Source organism: Leucobacter chromiireducens subsp. solipictus (assembly GCF_016758195.1).
Taxonomy (GTDB): domain Bacteria; phylum Actinomycetota; class Actinomycetes; order Actinomycetales; family Microbacteriaceae; genus Leucobacter; species Leucobacter solipictus.
In genome coordinates, this window is sequence record NZ_QYAC01000001.1 from 701991 (window position 1) to 720015 (window position 18025).

Annotated in this window: 19 protein-coding genes; 7 read left to right on the forward strand and 12 right to left on the reverse strand. The window is 69.6% G+C overall.

Annotation, left to right across the window (positions count from 1 at the left end):
- Positions 1-783, forward strand: coding sequence for a FadR/GntR family transcriptional regulator (locus D3230_RS03250; RefSeq protein ID WP_202343543.1), 783 nt, complete (start codon positions 1-3; stop codon positions 781-783).
- The gene (locus D3230_RS03255; protein WP_202343544.1) at positions 780-1487 is read left to right on the forward strand and encodes a cache domain-containing protein; all 708 of its coding nucleotides are present in this window, start codon (positions 780-782) and stop codon (positions 1485-1487) included. The genes D3230_RS03250 and D3230_RS03255 overlap by 4 nt, the downstream gene beginning before the upstream one ends.
- Before the next feature lie 42 nt (positions 1488-1529).
- Here the strand turns inward: D3230_RS03255 and D3230_RS03260 are convergent, their stop codons facing one another.
- The 5 genes from D3230_RS03260 to D3230_RS03280 all read right to left on the reverse strand — a co-directional run bounded on the left by D3230_RS03260 (position 1530) and on the right by D3230_RS03280 (position 6416).
- The gene (locus D3230_RS03260) at positions 1530-2252 is read right to left on the reverse strand and encodes a type 1 glutamine amidotransferase (RefSeq protein WP_202343545.1); all 723 of its coding nucleotides are present in this window, start codon (positions 2250-2252) and stop codon (positions 1530-1532) included.
- Complete coding sequence (locus D3230_RS03265) at positions 2249-2968, reverse strand: gamma-glutamyl-gamma-aminobutyrate hydrolase family protein (RefSeq protein ID WP_202343546.1); 720 nt, start codon at positions 2966-2968, stop codon at positions 2249-2251. Before D3230_RS03265 ends, D3230_RS03260 begins: the two co-directional genes overlap by 4 nt.
- Before the next feature lie 2 nt (positions 2969-2970).
- The gene (locus D3230_RS03270; RefSeq protein WP_337249061.1) at positions 2971-3690 is read right to left on the reverse strand and encodes a substrate-binding periplasmic protein; all 720 of its coding nucleotides are present in this window, start codon (positions 3688-3690) and stop codon (positions 2971-2973) included.
- The gene (locus D3230_RS03275; RefSeq protein WP_202343547.1) at positions 3687-5108 is read right to left on the reverse strand and encodes a glutamine synthetase family protein; all 1422 of its coding nucleotides are present in this window, start codon (positions 5106-5108) and stop codon (positions 3687-3689) included. Before D3230_RS03275 ends, D3230_RS03270 begins: the two co-directional genes overlap by 4 nt.
- Positions 5109-5195: 87 nt before the next feature.
- A complete protein-coding gene (locus tag D3230_RS03280) occupies positions 5196-6416 on the reverse strand; it encodes a cytochrome P450 (protein ID WP_202343548.1) in 1221 nt (406 codons plus the stop codon).
- A gap of 230 nt (positions 6417-6646) precedes the next feature.
- Between D3230_RS03280 and D3230_RS03285 the strand changes: the two genes are divergently transcribed.
- Entirely contained in the window at positions 6647-7954 is a 1308-nt protein-coding gene (locus D3230_RS03285; RefSeq protein ID WP_202343549.1) for an FAD-dependent oxidoreductase, read from the forward strand.
- Positions 7955-7965: 11 nt separating this feature from the next.
- On the forward strand, positions 7966-8424 hold the full coding sequence (locus D3230_RS03290) for a flavodoxin domain-containing protein (RefSeq protein ID WP_202343550.1): 459 nt from the start codon (positions 7966-7968) through the stop codon (positions 8422-8424).
- A gap of 59 nt (positions 8425-8483) precedes the next feature.
- Here the strand turns inward: D3230_RS03290 and D3230_RS03295 are convergent, their stop codons facing one another.
- From D3230_RS03295 to D3230_RS03310, 4 genes are all read right to left on the reverse strand, one after another.
- Positions 8484-9263 carry a gamma-glutamyl-gamma-aminobutyrate hydrolase family protein gene (locus D3230_RS03295; protein WP_202343551.1) on the reverse strand — a complete coding sequence of 260 codons (780 nt, stop codon included), beginning with the start codon at positions 9261-9263 and terminating at the stop codon, positions 8484-8486.
- Positions 9264-9311: 48 nt separating this feature from the next.
- On the reverse strand, positions 9312-10808 hold the full coding sequence (locus D3230_RS03300; RefSeq protein WP_202343552.1) for an APC family permease: 1497 nt from the start codon (positions 10806-10808) through the stop codon (positions 9312-9314).
- A gap of 252 nt (positions 10809-11060) precedes the next feature.
- A complete protein-coding gene (locus D3230_RS03305) occupies positions 11061-11417 on the reverse strand; it encodes a cupin domain-containing protein (RefSeq protein ID WP_202343553.1) in 357 nt (118 codons plus the stop codon).
- Between the two features lie 116 nt (positions 11418-11533).
- Positions 11534-11884, reverse strand: a complete 351-nt coding sequence (locus D3230_RS03310; protein WP_202343554.1) for a nuclear transport factor 2 family protein — start codon at positions 11882-11884, stop codon at positions 11534-11536.
- Between the two features lie 89 nt (positions 11885-11973).
- On the opposite strand from D3230_RS03310, the gene D3230_RS03315 reads away from it, so the two are divergent.
- The 3 genes from D3230_RS03315 (at position 11974) to D3230_RS03325 (ending at position 15165) form a co-directional block, all read left to right on the forward strand.
- Positions 11974-12999, forward strand: coding sequence for an agmatine deiminase family protein (locus D3230_RS03315; protein ID WP_202343555.1), 1026 nt, complete (start codon positions 11974-11976; stop codon positions 12997-12999).
- 174 nt (positions 13000-13173) lie between these two features.
- Positions 13174-14691: an aldehyde dehydrogenase (NADP(+)) gene (locus tag D3230_RS03320; protein WP_202343556.1), complete on the forward strand. Its 1518-nt coding sequence runs from the start codon at positions 13174-13176 to the stop codon at positions 14689-14691.
- Positions 14692-14772: 81 nt separating this feature from the next.
- Positions 14773-15165 carry an META domain-containing protein gene (locus D3230_RS03325; RefSeq protein ID WP_202343557.1) on the forward strand — a complete coding sequence of 131 codons (393 nt, stop codon included), beginning with the start codon at positions 14773-14775 and terminating at the stop codon, positions 15163-15165.
- Positions 15166-15224: 59 nt separating this feature from the next.
- Here D3230_RS03325 and D3230_RS03330 read toward each other — a convergent pair whose 3' ends face one another.
- The 3 genes from D3230_RS03330 to purN all read right to left on the reverse strand — a co-directional run bounded on the left by D3230_RS03330 (position 15225) and on the right by purN (position 17969).
- Complete coding sequence (locus tag D3230_RS03330; RefSeq protein WP_202343558.1) at positions 15225-15578, reverse strand: hypothetical protein; 354 nt, start codon at positions 15576-15578, stop codon at positions 15225-15227.
- 79 nt (positions 15579-15657) lie between these two features.
- Positions 15658-17319, reverse strand: coding sequence for a bifunctional phosphoribosylaminoimidazolecarboxamide formyltransferase/IMP cyclohydrolase (gene purH, locus D3230_RS03335; protein WP_202343559.1), 1662 nt, complete (start codon positions 17317-17319; stop codon positions 15658-15660).
- Positions 17320-17351: 32 nt separating this feature from the next.
- The gene (gene purN, locus D3230_RS03340) at positions 17352-17969 is read right to left on the reverse strand and encodes a phosphoribosylglycinamide formyltransferase (protein WP_202343560.1); all 618 of its coding nucleotides are present in this window, start codon (positions 17967-17969) and stop codon (positions 17352-17354) included.
- Between the last annotated feature and the right edge of the window lie 56 nt (positions 17970-18025).

Genomic DNA, 18025 nt, shown 5'->3' on the forward strand with positions numbered 1-18025 from the left:
ATGCAGCACCCACTCCTCGGGGGGTCGCCCGCCCGCGGCGGTGACGCGGCGTCGGGCGTCCCCGGGGAGGGGATCGCGCAGCGCATCGCCACCGCGATCTCGTTGGGCATGCTGAGCGTCGGCGAGCGGCTCCCGCCCGAGGCCGAGCTCGCAAGCCAGTTCGGCGTGGCCGTGGCGACCCTGCGCAAAGCGCTCGCGACGCTCCGCGAGCAGGGCGTCGTCGAGACCCGGCGCGGCCGCAACGGCGGCACGTTTGTGGTCCAGGCCCCCTTCCCGTCCCCCGACACGTTGCAGACTGCGCTGCGTCGCATCAGCACGGTCGCCCTCCGCGACTTCTTCGACGAGCACGCCGCGGTGTCGGGAATGGCCGCCCGACTCGCCGCGGAGCGCGCGGTTCCCGGCGTCCGAACGCGGCTCGCCGAGTTCGCGTTCGAGGCGCGCGAGGCGCCCGCCGGACACGAGCGCTCCCTCGCTGACAGCCGCTTCCACTTCGAGGTGGCGGTGCAGAGCCACTCGCAGCGGCTGCTGACCGCGGAGCAGCGACTGCAGTCGGAGCTCTCCCCCTTCCTGTGGTGCGAAGAGATCTGCAGCGCGTCGACGCAGCTCGCGTTCACGGAGCACCTCGCGATCGTGATGGCGATCGAGCAGCGTCAGCCGGACGAGGCGCAGCGGCTCGCGGTGGCGCACGTCCGCGAAAACATGCGCCTCATCATCGAGGGGAAATTCGCGCTCGGGCCCGGGGCCGAGCCGAGCCGAGCGCCCGGAACGGGGGCCGCCGCATGACCGCCCCGCTCGCGGATGTCACCGCGGAACTCACCGCGTGGTTTGCCGATCGCTTCGCCCAGTTGGAGCGACTCTCGGACGAGCTCATCTCGGCGCTCCACCTCGGCGCGGATCGCCGCTTAGAGCTCACCGAATCGGCGCGACGGCGCATGAAAACGACCGCCGTGCGGATGCTCGAGGCGCATCCCGTGCTCGACGGGTGCGGCCTGATCTTTGCGCGGACCGCCCTCGGCACCGAGAACGGCCACCTCGAGTGGTGGGTGCGCGAGGACGAGACCCGGTTTGCCCGGTACTCGTTCGGGGTGGTTCCCGGCGGCGACCGGTATTACGACTACGAGCACCACGAGTGGTTCATCCGCGCGTTTCACGAGGGTGCTCCCGCCCTGGTCGGCCCCTACATCGACTATCTCGGCGTTGAGGCCTACGTGGTCACGCTGACCGTTCCGGCGGTGCTGGACGGCGTCCGCGTCGGGGCGGTCGGCACCGACATTCAGGTTGCCGACCTCGAGGCGGCGTTGCTCCCGATGCTGCTGCGCAGCCGCGCGCCGCTCGCCGTCGTCGGCCGCCACGGGAACGTGCTCGTGGGGAGCTCTGCGAGCTTCCTCCCGGGCGAGTACGTCCCCGCCGAGCTCGACGGCTTTGCGCGGATCGCGCTCGGGCCGGCCTCGGCCGGGCTCACGCTCCTCGCCCCGACCGCGAGCTAACGACGCGGCCGGGGCGAGGAGCGCACACGAGGGCTGCGCGGCTTAGCCTCGGACAAGCGCGGCGAAGCGCGCGGCGAAGCCGCCCCACAGTTCGCGGAGACGCGGTTCTGCCGCGCGCACCTCGGCGACAACGTCCGAGCCCGAGAGCCCGAGGGCGTCGAGTCCGTCCCCCTCTTCGACGACCCAGTCCTCGGCCGTGCCGGTGAGCGCCTCGGGGTGGAACTGGACACCCCAGGCCGCGGCTCCGACTCGGAAGGCCTGGTTCCGGCACGCCGCGTTCGACGCGAGCACCTCCGCCTGCGCGGGCAGCTCGGCGGCCTCCAGCCAGTGCCACTGCACGGTCGGCACCGCATCCCCGGCGAGGTCCCCGAACAGCGGATCCCCCGCCGCCCCGGGCGCAAAGCCCACGCTGGTGAGCCCCACCTCGGGTCCGGCCGGCATGGTGCGCACCTGGCCCCCGGTCGCGGTCGCGAGGAGCTGCGCGCCGAGGCAGATCCCCAGCGTCGGCAGCTCGCGCGCCACGCCGTCGAGCAGGAGCGCCCGGGTCGCGGGCAGCCAGGGGGCCGCCGTATCGTCGGTCGGCCCCATCGAGCCCCCCAACACGATCAGCCCGTCGAAGCCGTCGAGCGATCCCGGGACCGGGACGGCGGCGTCCGGGCCGACCGTTTCCAGCGTGATGCCCTCCTCCTGGAGCCGGGCGGCGAAGTGCCCGATCCCGGCGTTCGCCTGATGCTCCACCACGAGAACGCGTGCGCGCGAGGTCATGCGGCGCTCCTTTCCGTCCGGGCGGCGCGCGCCGCGGCACGCTCCACCAGCCAATCGAAGAGGGCCTGCTGCGTCGGATCCGTCGCTGCCGTGTCCTCCGGATGCCACTGTACGGCGAGCAGCTCCGCGCGCTCGTGTTCGAGCGCCTCCACGATGCCGTCGGCGGCCCGGCCGACCACCCGCAACCCGGTGCCGACCGCATCGACGGCCTGATGGTGGTACGAGGACACCGGGAGCTCGGTCACGCCCAGGGCGCCGGCGAGCGCGGAGTCCGGCGCGAGCTCGACCGGGTGCACGCTGTTGCGATGCACGCTGTCGGCGGGGAGATCCTGCACCATGGTGCCGCCGTGCTCCACGTTGAGGAGTTGGAAGCCGCGGCAGATCGCCAGCACGGGGACCCCCGCCGCGATCGCGGCGGACAGGAGATCCGCCTCGAACTGATCCTGCGCGGCGAAGTCTGCGGTCACCGTGGTCGGCAGCGGGGCCTGGCCGTAGCGTGCCGGATCGAGATCGAAGCCGCCAGGAATCAGCAGGCCGTCGAGGCCCCGCAGTCGCTCGGCCGCCGGCGACGGCCCCTCCGCGAACAGCGTGAGGGGCTCGCCGCCCGCGCGAACGACGGAGCGGAGCACCGCGGACGCGACCGCGGTGCCATCGAAGCGGAGGCCGTGGATCTGGTTCGACCACATCCCGGTCACCCCAATGCGCGGCGCCTGCATGGCTACGCCTCGGGCTTCAGGGGGAACGGGAGCAACGGCATCCAGCGTGTCCACACGCGCTCGAGCGAACCGTCGGCGACGATCGCGGTGAGCGCGGCGTCGATCTCGGCGCGGAGGGCGTCGTTCCCGGGGGCCACGCCGATCCCCCACCGGTTTCCGGTCAGCACCGTGAAGGCCTCGACGAAGTCGGGGTCTTCCTGGCCGAGCGGGATCATGACGACGTCGTCGTCCACGAAGCCGTCGACCTCGCCGGAGCGCGTCGCCTCGATCATGTCCCGGAACACGTCGTCGCTTGCGCCGAAGCTCACGAGCTCCACGCCGGGGAACGTCTCGGCGAGCTTCATGTTCGTGGAATGTGCGATCGCACCGATCTTGTAGCCCGCGAGATCCTCGGGGGCGCGGGCGGGATCATCCGCCCGCACGATCAGCGTCTCGTTGAACACGGCGTACGGCTGGGTGAAGTCGACGAGCGCGGCGCGCTCCTCGGTCATCCCCTGGCCACACCAGACGGCGTCGGCGTCGCCGCGTCGCACGGCGGGGATCATGTCGTCCCAGGGCAGCATGATCCACTCGATCGTCGCGCCCAGCCGCTCGGCGACGAGCGCGGCGGCTTCGGGTTCGTATCCGCCGCGGGTCGCGCCGTCCGGGCTCTTCGAGAAGAGCGGCAGGGCCTCAGAGTCGATGCACGCGAGTCGGAGCGTGCGGGGCGTGGTGGTGGTCACGGAATTGCCTCCCAGTACTGATCGAATTCCCACTGTGAAATCTGGCCGCAGTAACGCGCCCACTCGTCCCGCTTGAGCTGCAGGAAGATGCGTGTGAGTTCCTCGGGCATCGCGGCCATGAGGTACTCGTCGGCCTCGAAGGCCTCGATGGCGCTGCCGAGCGTGTTCGGGACGACGACCCCGTCGAGCGCGGCGCTCGGGCTGCCGGGCTCGCCCGGATCGAGTTTCGTTTCGAGTCCGCGCTCGATCGCCGCGAGCAGGTAGAGGTGGGACAGGTGCGGGTTCACGCTCGCGTCCGGGAGGCGGTATTCCATCCGGCCGTTCGCCGAGATCCGGAGCGCCACGCCGCGGGTGTCGAGCCCCCAGTCGGCACCGGAAGGCGCGAACTGGCCGGCGTCCCAGTACCGCTTGTAGGAGTTCACCGTGGACCCCATGACGAGCATGGAGCCGGGGGTGTGCCGCAGCATGCCGCCGATCGCGTGGCGTGCGGTCTCGGTGACGTGCAGTTCGACCCGCCCATCCTCGATCACGTTCTCGTCCGCGCGCCAGAGGCTGAGGTTGTGGTGGCAGCCGTTGCCCATCTTGCCGTTGTACGGCTTCGCCATGAAGCTCGCGTGGAGGCCCAGCTCCCGCGCAACCTGCTTGCAGATCTGGCGATACGTGGTCATCCGCTCGGCGGTGAGCTCGGCGCGGTCGAAGTCCCAGTTGAGCTCGAGCTGCCCGTCGTCCTCGTAGTCGCCCTGGATCATGGCGAAGTCCATGGCCTGCGAGTAGCTGATGACCTTCTTGAACACGGGGCGCATCTTCTCGAGGTTCTCGACCTGGTACGCGGGGCTCTGGTCGTCCTTGCAGGAGACGTCCATGCCGGGTCCGGTCCACGTCATCTCGGGTTCGAGGCCGCTGCGCAGCTCGAGCCCGGTGCGCTCGGTGAAGGAGCGGTGGGCCGCACGGAACAGCGCGCGCGTGTCGAGCGGGATCAGGCAGCCGGAGCCCTCGCCGAGCTGCGGCGGATCGTAGGCGGTGCAGAACATGCGACCCACCTCGGGATCCCACGGCAGCACCTGGAAGGTCTCGGGCTCGGGGAGCCCCCAGAATTCGTGGGCGTCCACGCCGCCGCCGATCAGCTCGCCCTCGCGACTCGTCTGGAGATCGGTGAGCGCGGTGCGGTGGAACGCGATTCCCTTGCGGAGCATGCGTTCGTAGTGCTCCGCGGGCACCACCTTCGCGACGGTGCGGCTGCCGAGCGTCGGGATCATGTAGTAGATGTACTTGACGCCAGTCTCCCGGATCCGCTCGCCGAGCACCGCGAGGGTCTCGGGGCGGAGGTTCGCCTCCTGGTGGCGCGCGAACGCGGTGGTATCGCTGAGAATCTCGCGCAGCGCGGCGCCGAAGCTCCCGCCGGTCTTGAGGTCAGACATGTGGGTCCTTTCATCGTTGGAAGGTCTCATTCGGGCAGCACTGCCCGGGGCCGCCGAGGCGGTGGCCCCAAAATGGGGTGGCGCGGCTTATCGCACCGTGAAGGTGATGGGGAGCTTGACGGGGCCGTGGTTGCCCGAGTCCGGCAGCCACGTATCGCCGCCGGGGCACGAGACCTCGGTGATGCGCTGCGCGAGCATCGGCAGCGCGATCCCCATGTCGGCGCGGGCGATGTAGTGGCCCAGGCAGTGGTGCACGCCCCCGCCGAAGGTCTGGTGAGGTTTGCGCCCCTCGGCTTCGATGTCGATCTCGGGGTTCGGGAAGGCCTCGGGGTCGGTGCCGCTCGACATCGTGAAGAGGTGCACCGTGGTTCCCTGAGCGATCCGCAGCCCCTCGTACTCGAAGTCTTCGTTCGCTTCCCGGGTCACCCAACGGGTCGTCGGGTTGACGCGCAGCCCCTCTTCGAGCGCGGGCTTCGCGAGTTCGTCGGGCCGCGACGCGAGCTTCTCCCACTGCTCCGGGTTGCGCATGAAGGTTTGCAGGATCAGCCCGATCTGGTTTCGGGTGGTATCCATGCCGCCGAACAGCATCAGCACCAGCGCGTTCCGCAGCTCCGCGTCGCTGAGCTTGTCTCCGTCCTCCGAGAACTGCACCAGGCGGGACACGACGTCCTGGCCCGGGTTCGCGCGCCGCTCCACGATGAGCTCCTCGACGAAATCGTAGAGCTCCTGGACGGCGACGTCGATGCGTTCGATGTCGTCCTTGATCGAGACCGCGAGCGCGTAGCCGACCGTGTTGGCGCGGTCGGCGATGAACGGCCAGTGCTCGTGGGACAGCCCCATCATGGCGCAGAGGGCGCGGGTGGCGAAGGGTTCGGCGAATGCGGCCACGAAGTCGACCTCGGCACCGCTCGCCTGCACCGCGATCATCTCGTCGATGAGTTCCGTCGCGATCTCGGCGAACTCGGGCTCCAGACGGCGGGCCTGCGTGGGCGAGAATGCCGGGTTCAGGAGCCGGCGGATCCGGTGGTGCTCGTCGCCTTCCAGGACCAGGAGGTTCTTCGACCACCACTCATGGAACAGGCCCGAGTGCACGCCGTTGAGTTCGGGCCACTTGGCGCTGCCCTGGTTCAGGCTGGGGTGCTTCAGCAGCTCGGTGACCTCCCGGTAGCGAAGGACGCCGAAGCCGTAGTTGGTGCGGGCAACCCAGCTGCGGGCGCGGGCGTCGCGAACCGCTTCCGAGTTCATGGCGAACTCGGGCGACGCGATGTCGAGGTAGGGCAGATCGGTATCCACCAGTGTTCCGGGCATTCGTACTCCTTCGTCGAACGTCATCCCGCGCTGGAGCCGCGGGCGACCGGTAGAAAATAAGCTATCCATGAATGATTTATTTCGCAAGTACACATTCGGATCCGCACTCGCAATGTGGGGCAATGTGATTAAAACATTCACAAGTTCTATGATTAGCGCTACACTCGATGCATCCGGTTCGCGCAGCGCCGCACGATCCCGGCCCGAACCAGTCACGCGAAGGAGCTGTGATGACGTCCCCTACGACCCCGCACATCGCCATCATCGGGAGCGGCCCCGCGGGCTGCTACCTGGCGCAGTCGCTCGTGCGCGCGCTCCCCGAGTCCACGCTCACCCTGTTCGATCGGCTCCCCTCCCCGTTCGGCCTCGTGCGCTACGGCATCGCCGCCGACCACCAGCACACCAAAGCAATCACCCGGCAGTTCGAACGGCTGTTTGCCACGCCGAACGTCCGCTTCGCCGGCGACATCGCGATCGGCACGGACCTCACCCTCGCCGAACTCCAGGACCACTTCGACGCTGTGGTGTTCGCCACGGGCCTGAGCGACGATCGCCCGCTCGCGGTGCCCGGCGGCGATCTGCCCGGCGTCGTGGGGGCGGGCGCGCTCACGCGCGTGCTGAACGCGCACCCCGACGGGGCGCCCGCACTCCCCGAGCTCGGCAGCGACGTCGTGATCGTGGGGGCCGGCAACGTTGCGCTCGACGTGCTCCGTTTTCTCGTCAAGGATCGCGACGGGTACGCGCAGAGCGACGTCGCCGATGCGGCACTGGCGGCCTACCTCGCGGCCCCGGCACAGCGGATCACGGTCCTCAGCCGCTCGGAACCCGCCCAGGCCAAGGGCGACCCCCCAATGATCAAGGAGCTCGCGGGGCTCGCACGCGGACGATACACGACCGACTCGGCCGCGCTGAGACTTCCGGACGGTGCCGGGCGCACCGAAACGGCGCGGGTGGCCGCGATCGCGGAACTCACGGCGCCGGACCGGCCCGCCTATCCGGGCCCCGAGGTCACCCTCCTCTTCGGCGCGGCACCCGTCCGCATCGAGGGCCCGGACCGCGTGCGCGGGGTCACCATCGAACGCAACGGCGAGACGCACCAGCTGCCAGCGACCGCGGTGATCACCGCGATCGGATTCGACGGGCTGGGACCGACGTCAGCGGACGCGGAGAGCGCCGACACCGCGCTCCCGGCCCCCGCGACCACCGGGCGAATCCGCCCCGGCGTGTATCGCACCGGCTGGGCCAAGCGCGGCCCGAGCGGCGCGATCCCGGAAAACCGGGCGTGTGCGAAGGCCGTCGCCGACGAACTCCTCGCGGACCTCGCGGACGGTTCGCTCACCGTGGGCACCGGGAAGCGCGGCTTCGCGGGCCTGCCGGCGCGTATCCAGGAGCGCGCCATCAGCTTCGCGCAGTGGCAGGTCCTCGATGCCGTGGAGTGCGCGACGGCCGCGCCCGATCGCGTCCGCACCAAGCTTCCGGACCACGAGCAGATGGTCGCCATCGCTCGCGGCACGACCCTCCCCCAGGCCCAGGCATGAAAGGACACGCTGTGAAATTCACGGTTCTCTACGGTACGGAATCCGGCAATTCGGAGCTCATCGCCGAAGATCTCGGCGCGAAGCTGCGCGAGACGCACGACGACGTCGAGGTGTTCGACCTCCAGGATTTCGATCCCGCGGCGCTTGTTCCCGAGCGCTTCGTCATCGTCGTCTGCTCCACCCACGGCGAGGGCGATCCGCCCAACACGGCGCTGCCGTTCATCGAGGCCTTCGACGCGGCACCGCCCGCTCTCGACGGCGTCCGATACGCGGTGTTCGGGCTGGGCGACACCTTCTACGAGGAGACCTACAGCCAGGGCAGCGAGCACCTCGACCGCCGGTTCGCGGCGCAGGGTGCGGTGCGCGTGGGCGAATACGGCCGCCACGACGCGTCGTCCTGGGATCTCGGGAGCGATGTCGCGCTCGAGTGGCTCCCGGGCGTTCTCGACGCCGCGAGCGTCGCGGCCTAACCGCCGCGCACACCGAGGGGCCCCGCCGGGACACACCGGCGGGGCCCCTGCGCGTGGGGCTATCGCGCGGCGGCCCGCGCCACGAGTGCGCCGAAAATGCGCGCCCGGTCCTCGGGGTTCGCGGCGGGCTCTTCCGGATGCCACTGCACCCCGACGACCCAGCTCGCGCTGCGATGCTCGGTGCCCTCGATGATCCCGTCGTGCGCTCGCGCGCTCACTCGCAGCTCCGGCCCCACGGTCGCCACGGCCTGATGATGCCCGTTCCGCACGGTCACTCGGGTGCGACCCAGGATCCGCGAGATCTCGGAGTCCGGCTCGAGGAGGACCTCCTCGTCGATGAAGAGCGGGGACTGCCCGCGGTGCAGCGGCCAGTTCTCGATATCCGGGATCAATGTCCCGCCGAAGGCCACGCTGAGCAACTGCGAGCCGCGGCAGATCGCCAGGGTCGGAAGATCCCGTGCCACGCTGTCGCGGATCGCCGCGATGCAGTACTCGTCGGCGCGCTGATCCACGCCGTACTCGTTTGCGGGTGGCGGGCCGTCGTATCCATAACAGGCACCCGCGACATCCCCTCCCCCGAGGAACACGATCCCGTTCGCCTCGCCAAGCAGCGCGGCGTGCTCGGGACGATCCGGCTGCGCCGAGTCGACGAGGCGAGGACGGCCCCCCGCCTCGCGCACCGCCGCGAAGGCGATGCGCGTGAACGTATCCTGCAGCGCGTGCGCCCCCCGATCCATCCCGGGGAACGTCAGTGACACCACCATCGGGATCAGCGGGCCATCGGCGCGCTCGCCGTCTGTGGCGAGGAACGGAGTGGGGTCAACGGAGAGATCTGGCATGGGCGGGTCCTTTCTGAGGGGTCCTGGCGTGCGCACGCCGGAGACGAGTTACGCGACGGTCTTGATCGGGCCGCTCGCGTCGGCAGCGGGCGCGTCGCCGCGCTGATACGCCTTCGATACGAGCATGTAGATCCACCCGACGGCGATGACGCCGACGGTCGTCATGATGAGCAGGTAGTCTTCCGCCCAGCCCCCACCCGTGGGCCGCGGCCACAGGATGTTCGCAACGGCCGCGACGCCCCACACGAGCGCGATGATGTTCACGGGGTACGCCCAGGCCCCCAGGCGGAACTTGCCGGCGGGCTTCCATCCCATGATCCGGGCCCGCAGCGCGGCGAGCACCACCATCTGGAAGCCCATGTAGATGCCCACGGTGCCGAAGCCCACCATTGCGGTCAGGGCGTTCTCGAGCAGCAGCGAGAGCACGACCACGGCGGCCGGGAACAGGGCGGCCATGAGCAGCGCATTGTGCGGAACGTGGCGCCGCTCGTTGAACTTTGCGAGGAAGTGCGAGGCGGGCAGGAAGCCGTCGCGGCCCATCGAGTAGATGAGTCGGCTCGCGGCGGCCTGGAGGCTCGTGATGCAGGACAGGAAGGCGACGACGATCACGAACATCACGACGGGGAAGATCGGGCCGAAGGCGTTGTGCAGCATCGCGCCGATCGGGTCGGCGTCCTCACCGCTCGCCACGGCCTGGAAGTCGGGCACCGCCAGCACGAGGGAGAAGACCAGCAGGTTCGCCGCGAAGCCGCCAATGTACAGCGTCATGCGCATGGCCCGGGGCACGCGTCGACTGGGATCCTTGATCTCCTCGGCGACATCGCCGTTCGCCTCGAAGCCGTAGTACGCGAACATACCGATCAGCGCCGCCGCGGCGAAGGCACCGAGGTACCCGCCGGGAGCGTCGTTGCCGATGCCCTGGTTATCGAAGAAGATCGAGAAGTCGTGCTGACGGTGGAAGATCGCCAGGTAGAGGCTAATCACCACGGCGCCGATCATCTCGGCGATGAGGCCGACCGTCGCCGCGAGGCTCAGCACCTTGGTCCCCGAGAAGTTCAGGATCGTCGCGATCACCAGCGTGATGAGGGCCACGATGACGGTGCCGCCGGCGCTCAGCTCCGTGCCAAACACGGAGGCGATGAACGGGGCCGCGCCATAGGCGACGGCGGCGATGGTGCCCACGAGCGCCACCACATAGATCCAGCCGTTCATCCACGCCCACTTGCGCCCCCAGAGGCGGCGCGACCAGGGGTATACGCCGCCCGCGACGGGATAGTTCGAGACGACCTCGCCGAAGATCAGGGCGACGAAGAACTGTCCGACGAGGGCGATGACGAGCGCCCAGGCCATGGGCGGGCCGGCCTGGCCGAGGGAGATCGCGAACATCGAGTAGATGCCGGCGATCGGCGAGAGGTAGGTGAAGCCGAGGGACACGTTGCCCCAGAAGCTCATCTCACGCTTGAACGTCGTGTCATACGAATAGCCGAGGGACGCAAGATGCGCGGCATCCTCGTCGTGTTCGAGAACGGTATTTTCGTGTGTCATGGTCGCTGAGTACTCCCTTGTACGTCGACGGTGCGAGTGCTCTCGCCAGCGAGAACTAGATTCAACCTACATCTAGATGTTTTTAACGGCAAGCAAAAAGGTAGAATCGCGGCATCGTTTGCAACGATCTCGGGAAAATTCATTCGTAAATACATGAATAAGCGCCACCTGCGACCCCGGGCACCGCGTCCAGGGACACAAACGGGGCCGGACACTCCGCACGTGCCCGGCCCCGATCACCCGCGCCGCGGGCTACAGCATCACGTAAAACTTCTCCAGCGCCTCCGTGATCTCCCACGTTCCGCGCCAGCCGTCGGGAAACGATGCGACGTCCCCGGGCCCGAGTTCCACCGGCACGCCGCCCGTCTCGGTGACGGTCATTCGCCCACGCAGCACGTGGATCACCTCGCCCATCCCATCGAAGTTCCACTCGGAAACCCCGGGATCGCAGCGCCAAAAGCCCGTGTGGATCCCGCGCTCGGCGTCGGAGGTGAACTCCTCGAGCCAGGTGTTGGTCGGTCCCGTCGTCGAGATCCCGAGCGGGGCACCCAGCGGGCCCGCCGCGGCGATGCGCTCGAACACTTCGGACACTCGTACATGCTGCGTCATTGCAACCTCCATGGCTCCGGGGTCCACTCTGAACCCGTCGGCACATATCCTACATACGGTGAAGGTTTTTGGGCAGCGCAGTTCTCGCGCCCCCCCCCCCCTCGGGCCGCGCCACATCAGAGTGTCGTGAACACCTTGCTCACGATACGCCAGCGCCCGTCTCGCTCCACAAGCCCCAGTTCATTGCGAAAATTGGAGCCCAGAAACCCTTCCTCGACAAGCACGGCGCTTGCGACCTTGCCGGTGACCTCAATGCGCTGAATCTCCGAGCGGTATTCGGGGCCCGCCGGCGTCGCCGTCCCAACGACCCGCGTCGCGAACTCGGCGCCGGTCATCGTCACGTACTCGTCGCCGAGGTATCCCCACATCACCGCGCCCGCGTCGAAGGCGTCGGCCACCCGGCGAGAATCCGCCGCGGCGCATCCGTCAATGTACTGCTGAACCGCGGCTTTCACTCCTGTGTGCATAATCTCCAGCCTAGTCACGCTTCCTTATTGGTCACACACCCAGTAGCATGAACACTGTTGCACGTCAGTTACTCACTCAGGAGCCCCACATGACCACTTGGCGCATGCCCATCGAAGGACACGAGCAGGAACGCCTCTGGCTTGCCTGGCCCACCAGCGGCTACACCCTGGGCGACACCGAGGCCGAGGTCGAAGAGGCCCGCACCACCTGGGCGGCCGTGGCCAACGCCGCAAGCGAGCACGAGTCCGTGACCGTCGTGGTCAACCCGGGCGACGAGGCCGTCGCCGATCGGTACCTCTCCGCACAGATCGACCGGCTGGTCGCCCCGCTCGACGACGCCTGGATGCGCGACATCGGCCCGAGCTTCGTCATCGGTGACGACGGCCGCCTCGGCGCCGTGAACTACGTATTCAACGGCTGGGGCGGGCAGGACTGGGCGAGCTGGGAGCACGACCAGCACATCGGCCGAATCGTCGCCGAGGCCGCAGGTGCCGAGCTCATCAACTCCACGATGACGAACGAGGGCGGCGGCATCCAGGTCGACGGCACTGGCCGCGTGGTGGTCACCAAGACCGTGCAGCTCGATCCGGGTCGCAACCCGGGCTGGAGCCAGGAACAGGTCGAGGCCGAGCTGCAGCGCACCATTGGCGCGGAGAGCTTCCTGTGGCTGCCGCGCGGGCTGACCCGCGACCACGAGACCTTCGGGACCCGCGGCCACTCGGACATCCTCGCGGCGTTCACGACCCCCGACGTGCTCCTGATGCACCAGCAGAACGCTGCCTCGCACCCGGACCACGAGATCGCCCGCACCAACCGTCGCGTCGCCGAGGAATACCGGACGAACACGGCAGCAGGCTTCGAGATCATCGACATGCCCGCCCCCGAGACGCTGCGCGACGCCGAGGGCTTCGTGGATTACAGCTACATCAACCACGTGGTCATCAACGGCGCCGTCCTCGCCTGCGCGTTCGACGATCCCGCCGACGACCGGGCGCTCGCGATCCTGCGCGAGGTCTACCCGGGCCGCCAGGTGATCGGGATCGATGCACGCCCGCTCTTCGCGCGCGGCGGCGGCATCCACTGCATCACGCAGCAGCAGCCCAAGACGGCGTAGCCCGGGCCTGCGCTCCCGCACAGCCCGCCCGGCCGGGACTGGTCAGAGTGCACACGGCGACCGGACGGATCGGCGTGGCAGACTAAGCGTCAGCCACGCCGATCTGCCCCGTTCCCGCAAGCGGAACCCGCCAGCATCGGCTGCGCACTCCGCTTTCGAACCGTGAAGGACACCATGACCGAGATCCTCTCCCCCGAGCTCGAGGCTGTGGTCGCGCGCGCTGCCGCCGCGGCCCCGGCGTTCGCCGCCACCGCCCCCGAGCACCGCGCCCGCGCGATCGTCGCCGTCGCCGACGCGCTCGAGGCGAACAAGCCCGGACTCGTCGCGATCGGCATGCGCGAGACCGGCCTCACCGAGGTGCGCCTCACGGGTGAGGTGACCCGCACCGCCGTGCAGCTGCGTCTCTTCGCGGACACCCTCGTGGACGGCGCCTACCTCGATGCCCGCATCGACCCGGCCGACGCCGACTTCGCGCTCGGGGTGCGCCCCGACATCCGTCGCACGCATCTCCCCGTGGGCCCGGTCATCAACTTCTCCGCGTCGAACTTCCCGTTCGCCTTCTCCGTCATGGGCGGCGACTCCGCAGCGATCCTCGCCGCCGGCTGCCCCCTCATCGTCAAAGCACACTCGGGGCACCCTGAGCTCTCCGACGCCACCGCGGCCATCGCCACCGAGGCCCTCGCCGCAGCGGGCATGCCCGAGGGAACCTTCCAGCTCATCCACGGCCGCGAGGCCGGCGTCGCCGTCCTGAAGGACGCGCGGATAAAGGCCGGGGCGTTTACCGGCTCCATCGCGGTCGGCCGCCTGCTCGCGGATATCGCGGCGAGCCGCCCCGCCCCCGTTCCGTTCTACGGGGAGCTCGGCAGCGTCAATCCCGTGTTCATCACCGCGGACGCCATCGCCGAGCGCGCCGAGGAGATCGCCACCGGCTTCCTCACGAGCGTCTCCGGCTCCGCCGGGCAGCTCTGCACCAAGCCCGGCTTCGTGTTCGTCCCCCAGGGCACCGGGCTCGCGGCCGCGATCCAGGCCGTCGCCGGAGAACTGCCCGAGCACCGGCTGCTCGACCCCCGCATCGCCCGCAGCTTCGACGAGCGCCGCACCGAGATCCTGAACGCCCCCGGCGTCACCTCCGTCCTGCCCGGCGGCATCCGCTTCGACGAGGCGGGCCACGGCTGGGCGACCCCCACCGTCGTGAGCGTCAGCCTCGCCGACTTCCGCGCGAGCGCGGCGGCACTCGTCGAGGAAGCCTTCGGCCCGCTCTCGATCCTCGTGGAGACCCCCGCCGGCGAAGACCTCGCGGCCCTCATGCCCGAGTTCTACGAGGGCAACCTCACGGGCACACTCCACCTCAGCGCCGCCGAAGCGACCGGGACGACCGCGAATGTCGCCGAGCTGCGCGCCCTGGTCGCCGCTCTCAGCCAGCAGGTGGGACGCGTCTTGTTCAACGGCTGGTCCACGGGCGTCGCGGTCACCCCCGCGCAGCAGCACGGCGGCCCCTGGCCCGCCACCACGAACGATGCGAGCACCTCCGTCGGCACCGCGGCGATCTCCCGCTTCATGCGCCCCGTCGCCTACCAGAACGCCCCCGACGCGTTCCTGCCCGACGCGCTCCGCGACACGAACCCCGCCGGGGTGCCGCAGGCGATCTCCCCCGCCGGCGAGTCCCAGACCTGGGGGGCGCGCTGGCGCTGATCCGGCACGCTCACGACCTCGACCGGGCCGCCGCGGGAGATTCACACCCGCGGCGGCCCGGTCTCGTTCTACGATGGAGCTATGAAGATTCCGACCTTGCGAATTGCCGGTGTACTGACCGCCGCGGCCGCCGCCCTGCTCCTTGCCTCGTGCGCGACCCCTGGGGCCTCCGGCGCCGTGGCCGGCGCGTGGGGCACCGCAGACACCCGCGGTGAGCCCTCACTCACCTTTGCGCCCGCGGCAGAGGGGGACGGCGGCGAGGTCAGCGGGAACGACGGCTGCAATGTGATCGGCGGCTCCTACACGCTCACGAACGGCACGATCGAGTTCGGCGTCCTGCACTCCACCATGATGTTCTGCGAGGGCGTGGACACCTGGCTCCAGCACGCGCACACGGGCACGGTCCAGGGCGATACGCTCACGGTGCGCGACGAGTCCGGCGCGGAGATCGGCACGCTCGAACGGGCGAAGTAGGGCAGACACGAGCGGGGTGCGGGATCTTTCGATCCCGCACCCCGCTCGTGTATCCAGGCTTAGTGCCAGAGCACCGCCAGGGCCACGTTGACGAGCGACAGCCCGGCGATCGCGCCGAGCACGCCGGCCGGCACGTTCTCCTTCTTGCGGTTCACGAGGATCACGACGATCAGCACGATCAACACGAGCGTCTTGACGCCGATCTTCATGTTGTTCGGGGACCCGCCCAGCATGTAGATCGAGCCGACGAGCAGCAGGCCGGTGACAAACAGCAGGTTCGCGCCGTGCAGGATGCCCGGCGTGATGCGGGCACGCGCCTCCTTCACCAGCGACAGCTGCGCGAGCGTGCTGCCGAACACCGCGCCGAAGCCGACGAGGTGCAGCACCACGAGGATGCCCTTCACAATTTCCATGACGTTATTCCCTTTCCATCCCTGCGAGTAACTCCCGACACGTCTGTGCGGGGCGGCGCGGGCCCGGGCCCGCGAACGGCTAGTGGAAGAAGTGGCGCTCTCCCGTGAAGTACATCGCCACCCCTGCGGCCTCCGCCGCGGCGATCACCTCGGCGTCGCGCACCGAGCCGCCCGGCTGGACGACGGCGCGCACACCAGCATCGAGGAGCACCTGCAGGCCGTCGGCAAAGGGGAAGAACGCATCCGACGCGGCCACGGATCCCGCGGCGCGGTCCCCGGCGCGCTCCACCGCGAGGCGGCACGAATCGACGCGGTTCACCTGGCCCATGCCGACCCCCACGGACGCACCGCCGTGGGTCAAGATGATGCCGTTCGACTTCACCGCGCGGCAGGCGCGCCACGCGAACTCGAGCTCGGCAAGCGTCTCCGCGTCGACCGGGGTGCCCGTCGCGAGCTCCCAGTCGCTCGCGGCAGCGAAGTGACGATCGGCGTCCTGGAGCAGGAAGCCACCCGAGACCTGACGCATCTCGACCGGGTTCGCGGCGAAGTCGCTCGGCAGCACGAGCAGGCGGATGTTCTTCTTCTGGCTGAGGATCGCGAGCGCCTCCGGCTCGAAGCCGGGCGCGACGACAACCTCGGTGAAGATGTCGGCGATGGTCTCCGCCATCGCCTTCGTGACGATGCGGTTGGCAGCGATCACCCCGCCGAACGCGGACACCGGGTCACAGGCGTGCGCGAGTTCGTGCGCCGCGGCGATGGGATCGGCCGCGCCCTCGGGAGCGACCGCGACACCGCAGGGGTTTGCGTGCTTGATGATCGCGACGGCGGGGCGTTCGTGGTCGAAGGCTGCGCGCAGTGCGGCATCCGCGTCCACGTAGTTGTTGTAGGACATTTCCTTGCCGTGCAGCTGGCTTGCCTGCGCGATCCCGGCGCCCTCGTTCTCGGTGAACAGTGCGGCGCGCTGGTGGCTGTTCTCGCCGTAGCGCAGCACCGCCTCGCGCAGCCCGAACACCTCATAGCCGACGTAGCCGTCGGTCTCGGCGAAGATGCTGTCGACCTCGTCGCCCGCTTCCTCGGCCTCGGGGGCCGTGGTGCCGGCTTCCCAGCCCAGGTCCTCCTGGTCGAGGAACCAGTTCGCGACCGCGGCGTCGTACTGCGCGGTGTGCACGAACGCCTCCGTGGCGAGGGAGCGGCGCAGTTCGAGCGTGGTGCCCCCGGCCTGCACGGCGGAGATGACCTCGTCGTAGCGGGCGGGCGACACGACGATCGCCGCGTTCGCGTGGTTCTTGGCGGTGGCGCGCACCATCGCGGGGCCACCGATATCCACGTTCTCGATGACGTCGGCGGCGGGCTTGCCGGACGCGACGGTCTCCTCGAACGGGTACAGGTTCACGACGACCAGCTCGAACGGCGCGAACCCGAGCTGCTCCAGCTGGGCGCGATGGTCGGCGAGCCGGAGATCGGCAAGCAGGCCCGAGTGCACGGCGGGGTGCAACGTCTTCACGCGGCCATCGAGTGCCTCAGCAAAGCCGGTGACCTCGGCCACGTCGGTGACGGGGTGGCCCGCCTCGCGGATCGTCGACGCGGTGGAACCGGTCGACACGATCTCCACCCCCGCCGCCGCGAGCGCACTCGCGAGGTCGAGCAGGCGGGTCTTGTCACTCACGGAAATGAGTGCACGCCGGACGGGGACCTGGTCGCGATGCTCGTAGAGGCTGGGGTCGTGGCTCTGGACTGCCATCGGGCTCCTTGATGTGGTGTGGTGGGTGGTCGTTAGGGGCGGGCGGCCGCGACGGCGGCCAGGTCGAGGGTGCCCGCGGCGATCTCGCGCACGGTCTCAACCAGGAGGGGGCGTTCCTCACGTTTGATCCGCTCGTGCAGTTCGGCCTCCGTATCGCCAGCCCGTACGGGCACGGCGATCTGCCGCAGCACCGGCCCGGTGTCGACGCCCTCGTCGATCACGTGCACGGTGACGCCGGTCTCGGTCACGCCGGCTGCGAGCGCGTCGCGCACGGCGTGCGCGCCGGGGAACGCGGGAAGGAGCGCCGGGTGGGTGTTGATCAGCTGCGGCGAGAACCAGCGCACGAAGCCGCCGGGCAGGATCCGCATCAGCCCCGCGGAGACGACGAGCCCGGGGTTCGGGCCGGTCCCGACCCCGTGCTCCTGGATGGCGGCCGCGAGCACCTGCCCCCATTCCTCGCGCGAGCCATAGTCGGCGGGGCGCACCACGAAGGTCGGGATCCCCGCGGCGGTCGCGAACTCGAGGCCCGGGGCGTCCGTGTCGGAGCCGACGCAGACGATCTCTGCGGGGAACTCCGGGTTCGCCGCGGCGTCGAGCAACGCCTGGAGATTACTGCCGCCGCCGGAGATCAGAACTGCGAGTTTCAGCACATCCCTAGTGTACCTGGGCCACGGGCCACCCGACGCCGCGCCTGGGCGGCGCGGGC

What these genes read in the sequence shown, in the direction of transcription:
- D3230_RS03250 (WP_202343543.1), top strand. Translation starts at nt 1, where the DNA reads ATGCAGCACCCACTCCTCGGGGGGTCGCCCGCCCGCGGCGGTGACGCG.
- D3230_RS03255 (WP_202343544.1), top strand. Translation starts at nt 780, where the DNA reads ATGACCGCCCCGCTCGCGGATGTCACCGCGGAACTCACCGCGTGGTTT.
- D3230_RS03260 (WP_202343545.1), bottom strand. Translation starts at nt 2,252, where the DNA reads ATGACCTCGCGCGCACGCGTTCTCGTGGTGGAGCATCAGGCGAACGCC.
- D3230_RS03265 (WP_202343546.1), bottom strand. Translation starts at nt 2,968, where the DNA reads ATGCAGGCGCCGCGCATTGGGGTGACCGGGATGTGGTCGAACCAGATC.
- D3230_RS03275 (WP_202343547.1), bottom strand. Translation starts at nt 5,108, where the DNA reads ATGTCTGACCTCAAGACCGGCGGGAGCTTCGGCGCCGCGCTGCGCGAG.
- D3230_RS03280 (WP_202343548.1), bottom strand. Translation starts at nt 6,416, where the DNA reads ATGCCCGGAACACTGGTGGATACCGATCTGCCCTACCTCGACATCGCG.
- D3230_RS03285 (WP_202343549.1), top strand. Translation starts at nt 6,647, where the DNA reads ATGACGTCCCCTACGACCCCGCACATCGCCATCATCGGGAGCGGCCCC.
- D3230_RS03295 (WP_202343551.1), bottom strand. Translation starts at nt 9,263, where the DNA reads ATGCCAGATCTCTCCGTTGACCCCACTCCGTTCCTCGCCACAGACGGC.
- D3230_RS03300 (WP_202343552.1), bottom strand. Translation starts at nt 10,808, where the DNA reads ATGACACACGAAAATACCGTTCTCGAACACGACGAGGATGCCGCGCAT.
- D3230_RS03305 (WP_202343553.1), bottom strand. Translation starts at nt 11,417, where the DNA reads ATGACGCAGCATGTACGAGTGTCCGAAGTGTTCGAGCGCATCGCCGCG.
- D3230_RS03310 (WP_202343554.1), bottom strand. Translation starts at nt 11,884, where the DNA reads ATGCACACAGGAGTGAAAGCCGCGGTTCAGCAGTACATTGACGGATGC.
- D3230_RS03315 (WP_202343555.1), top strand. Translation starts at nt 11,974, where the DNA reads ATGACCACTTGGCGCATGCCCATCGAAGGACACGAGCAGGAACGCCTC.
- D3230_RS03320 (WP_202343556.1), top strand. Translation starts at nt 13,174, where the DNA reads ATGACCGAGATCCTCTCCCCCGAGCTCGAGGCTGTGGTCGCGCGCGCT.
- D3230_RS03325 (WP_202343557.1), top strand. Translation starts at nt 14,773, where the DNA reads ATGAAGATTCCGACCTTGCGAATTGCCGGTGTACTGACCGCCGCGGCC.
- D3230_RS03330 (WP_202343558.1), bottom strand. Translation starts at nt 15,578, where the DNA reads ATGGAAATTGTGAAGGGCATCCTCGTGGTGCTGCACCTCGTCGGCTTC.
- purH (WP_202343559.1), bottom strand. Translation starts at nt 17,319, where the DNA reads ATGGCAGTCCAGAGCCACGACCCCAGCCTCTACGAGCATCGCGACCAG.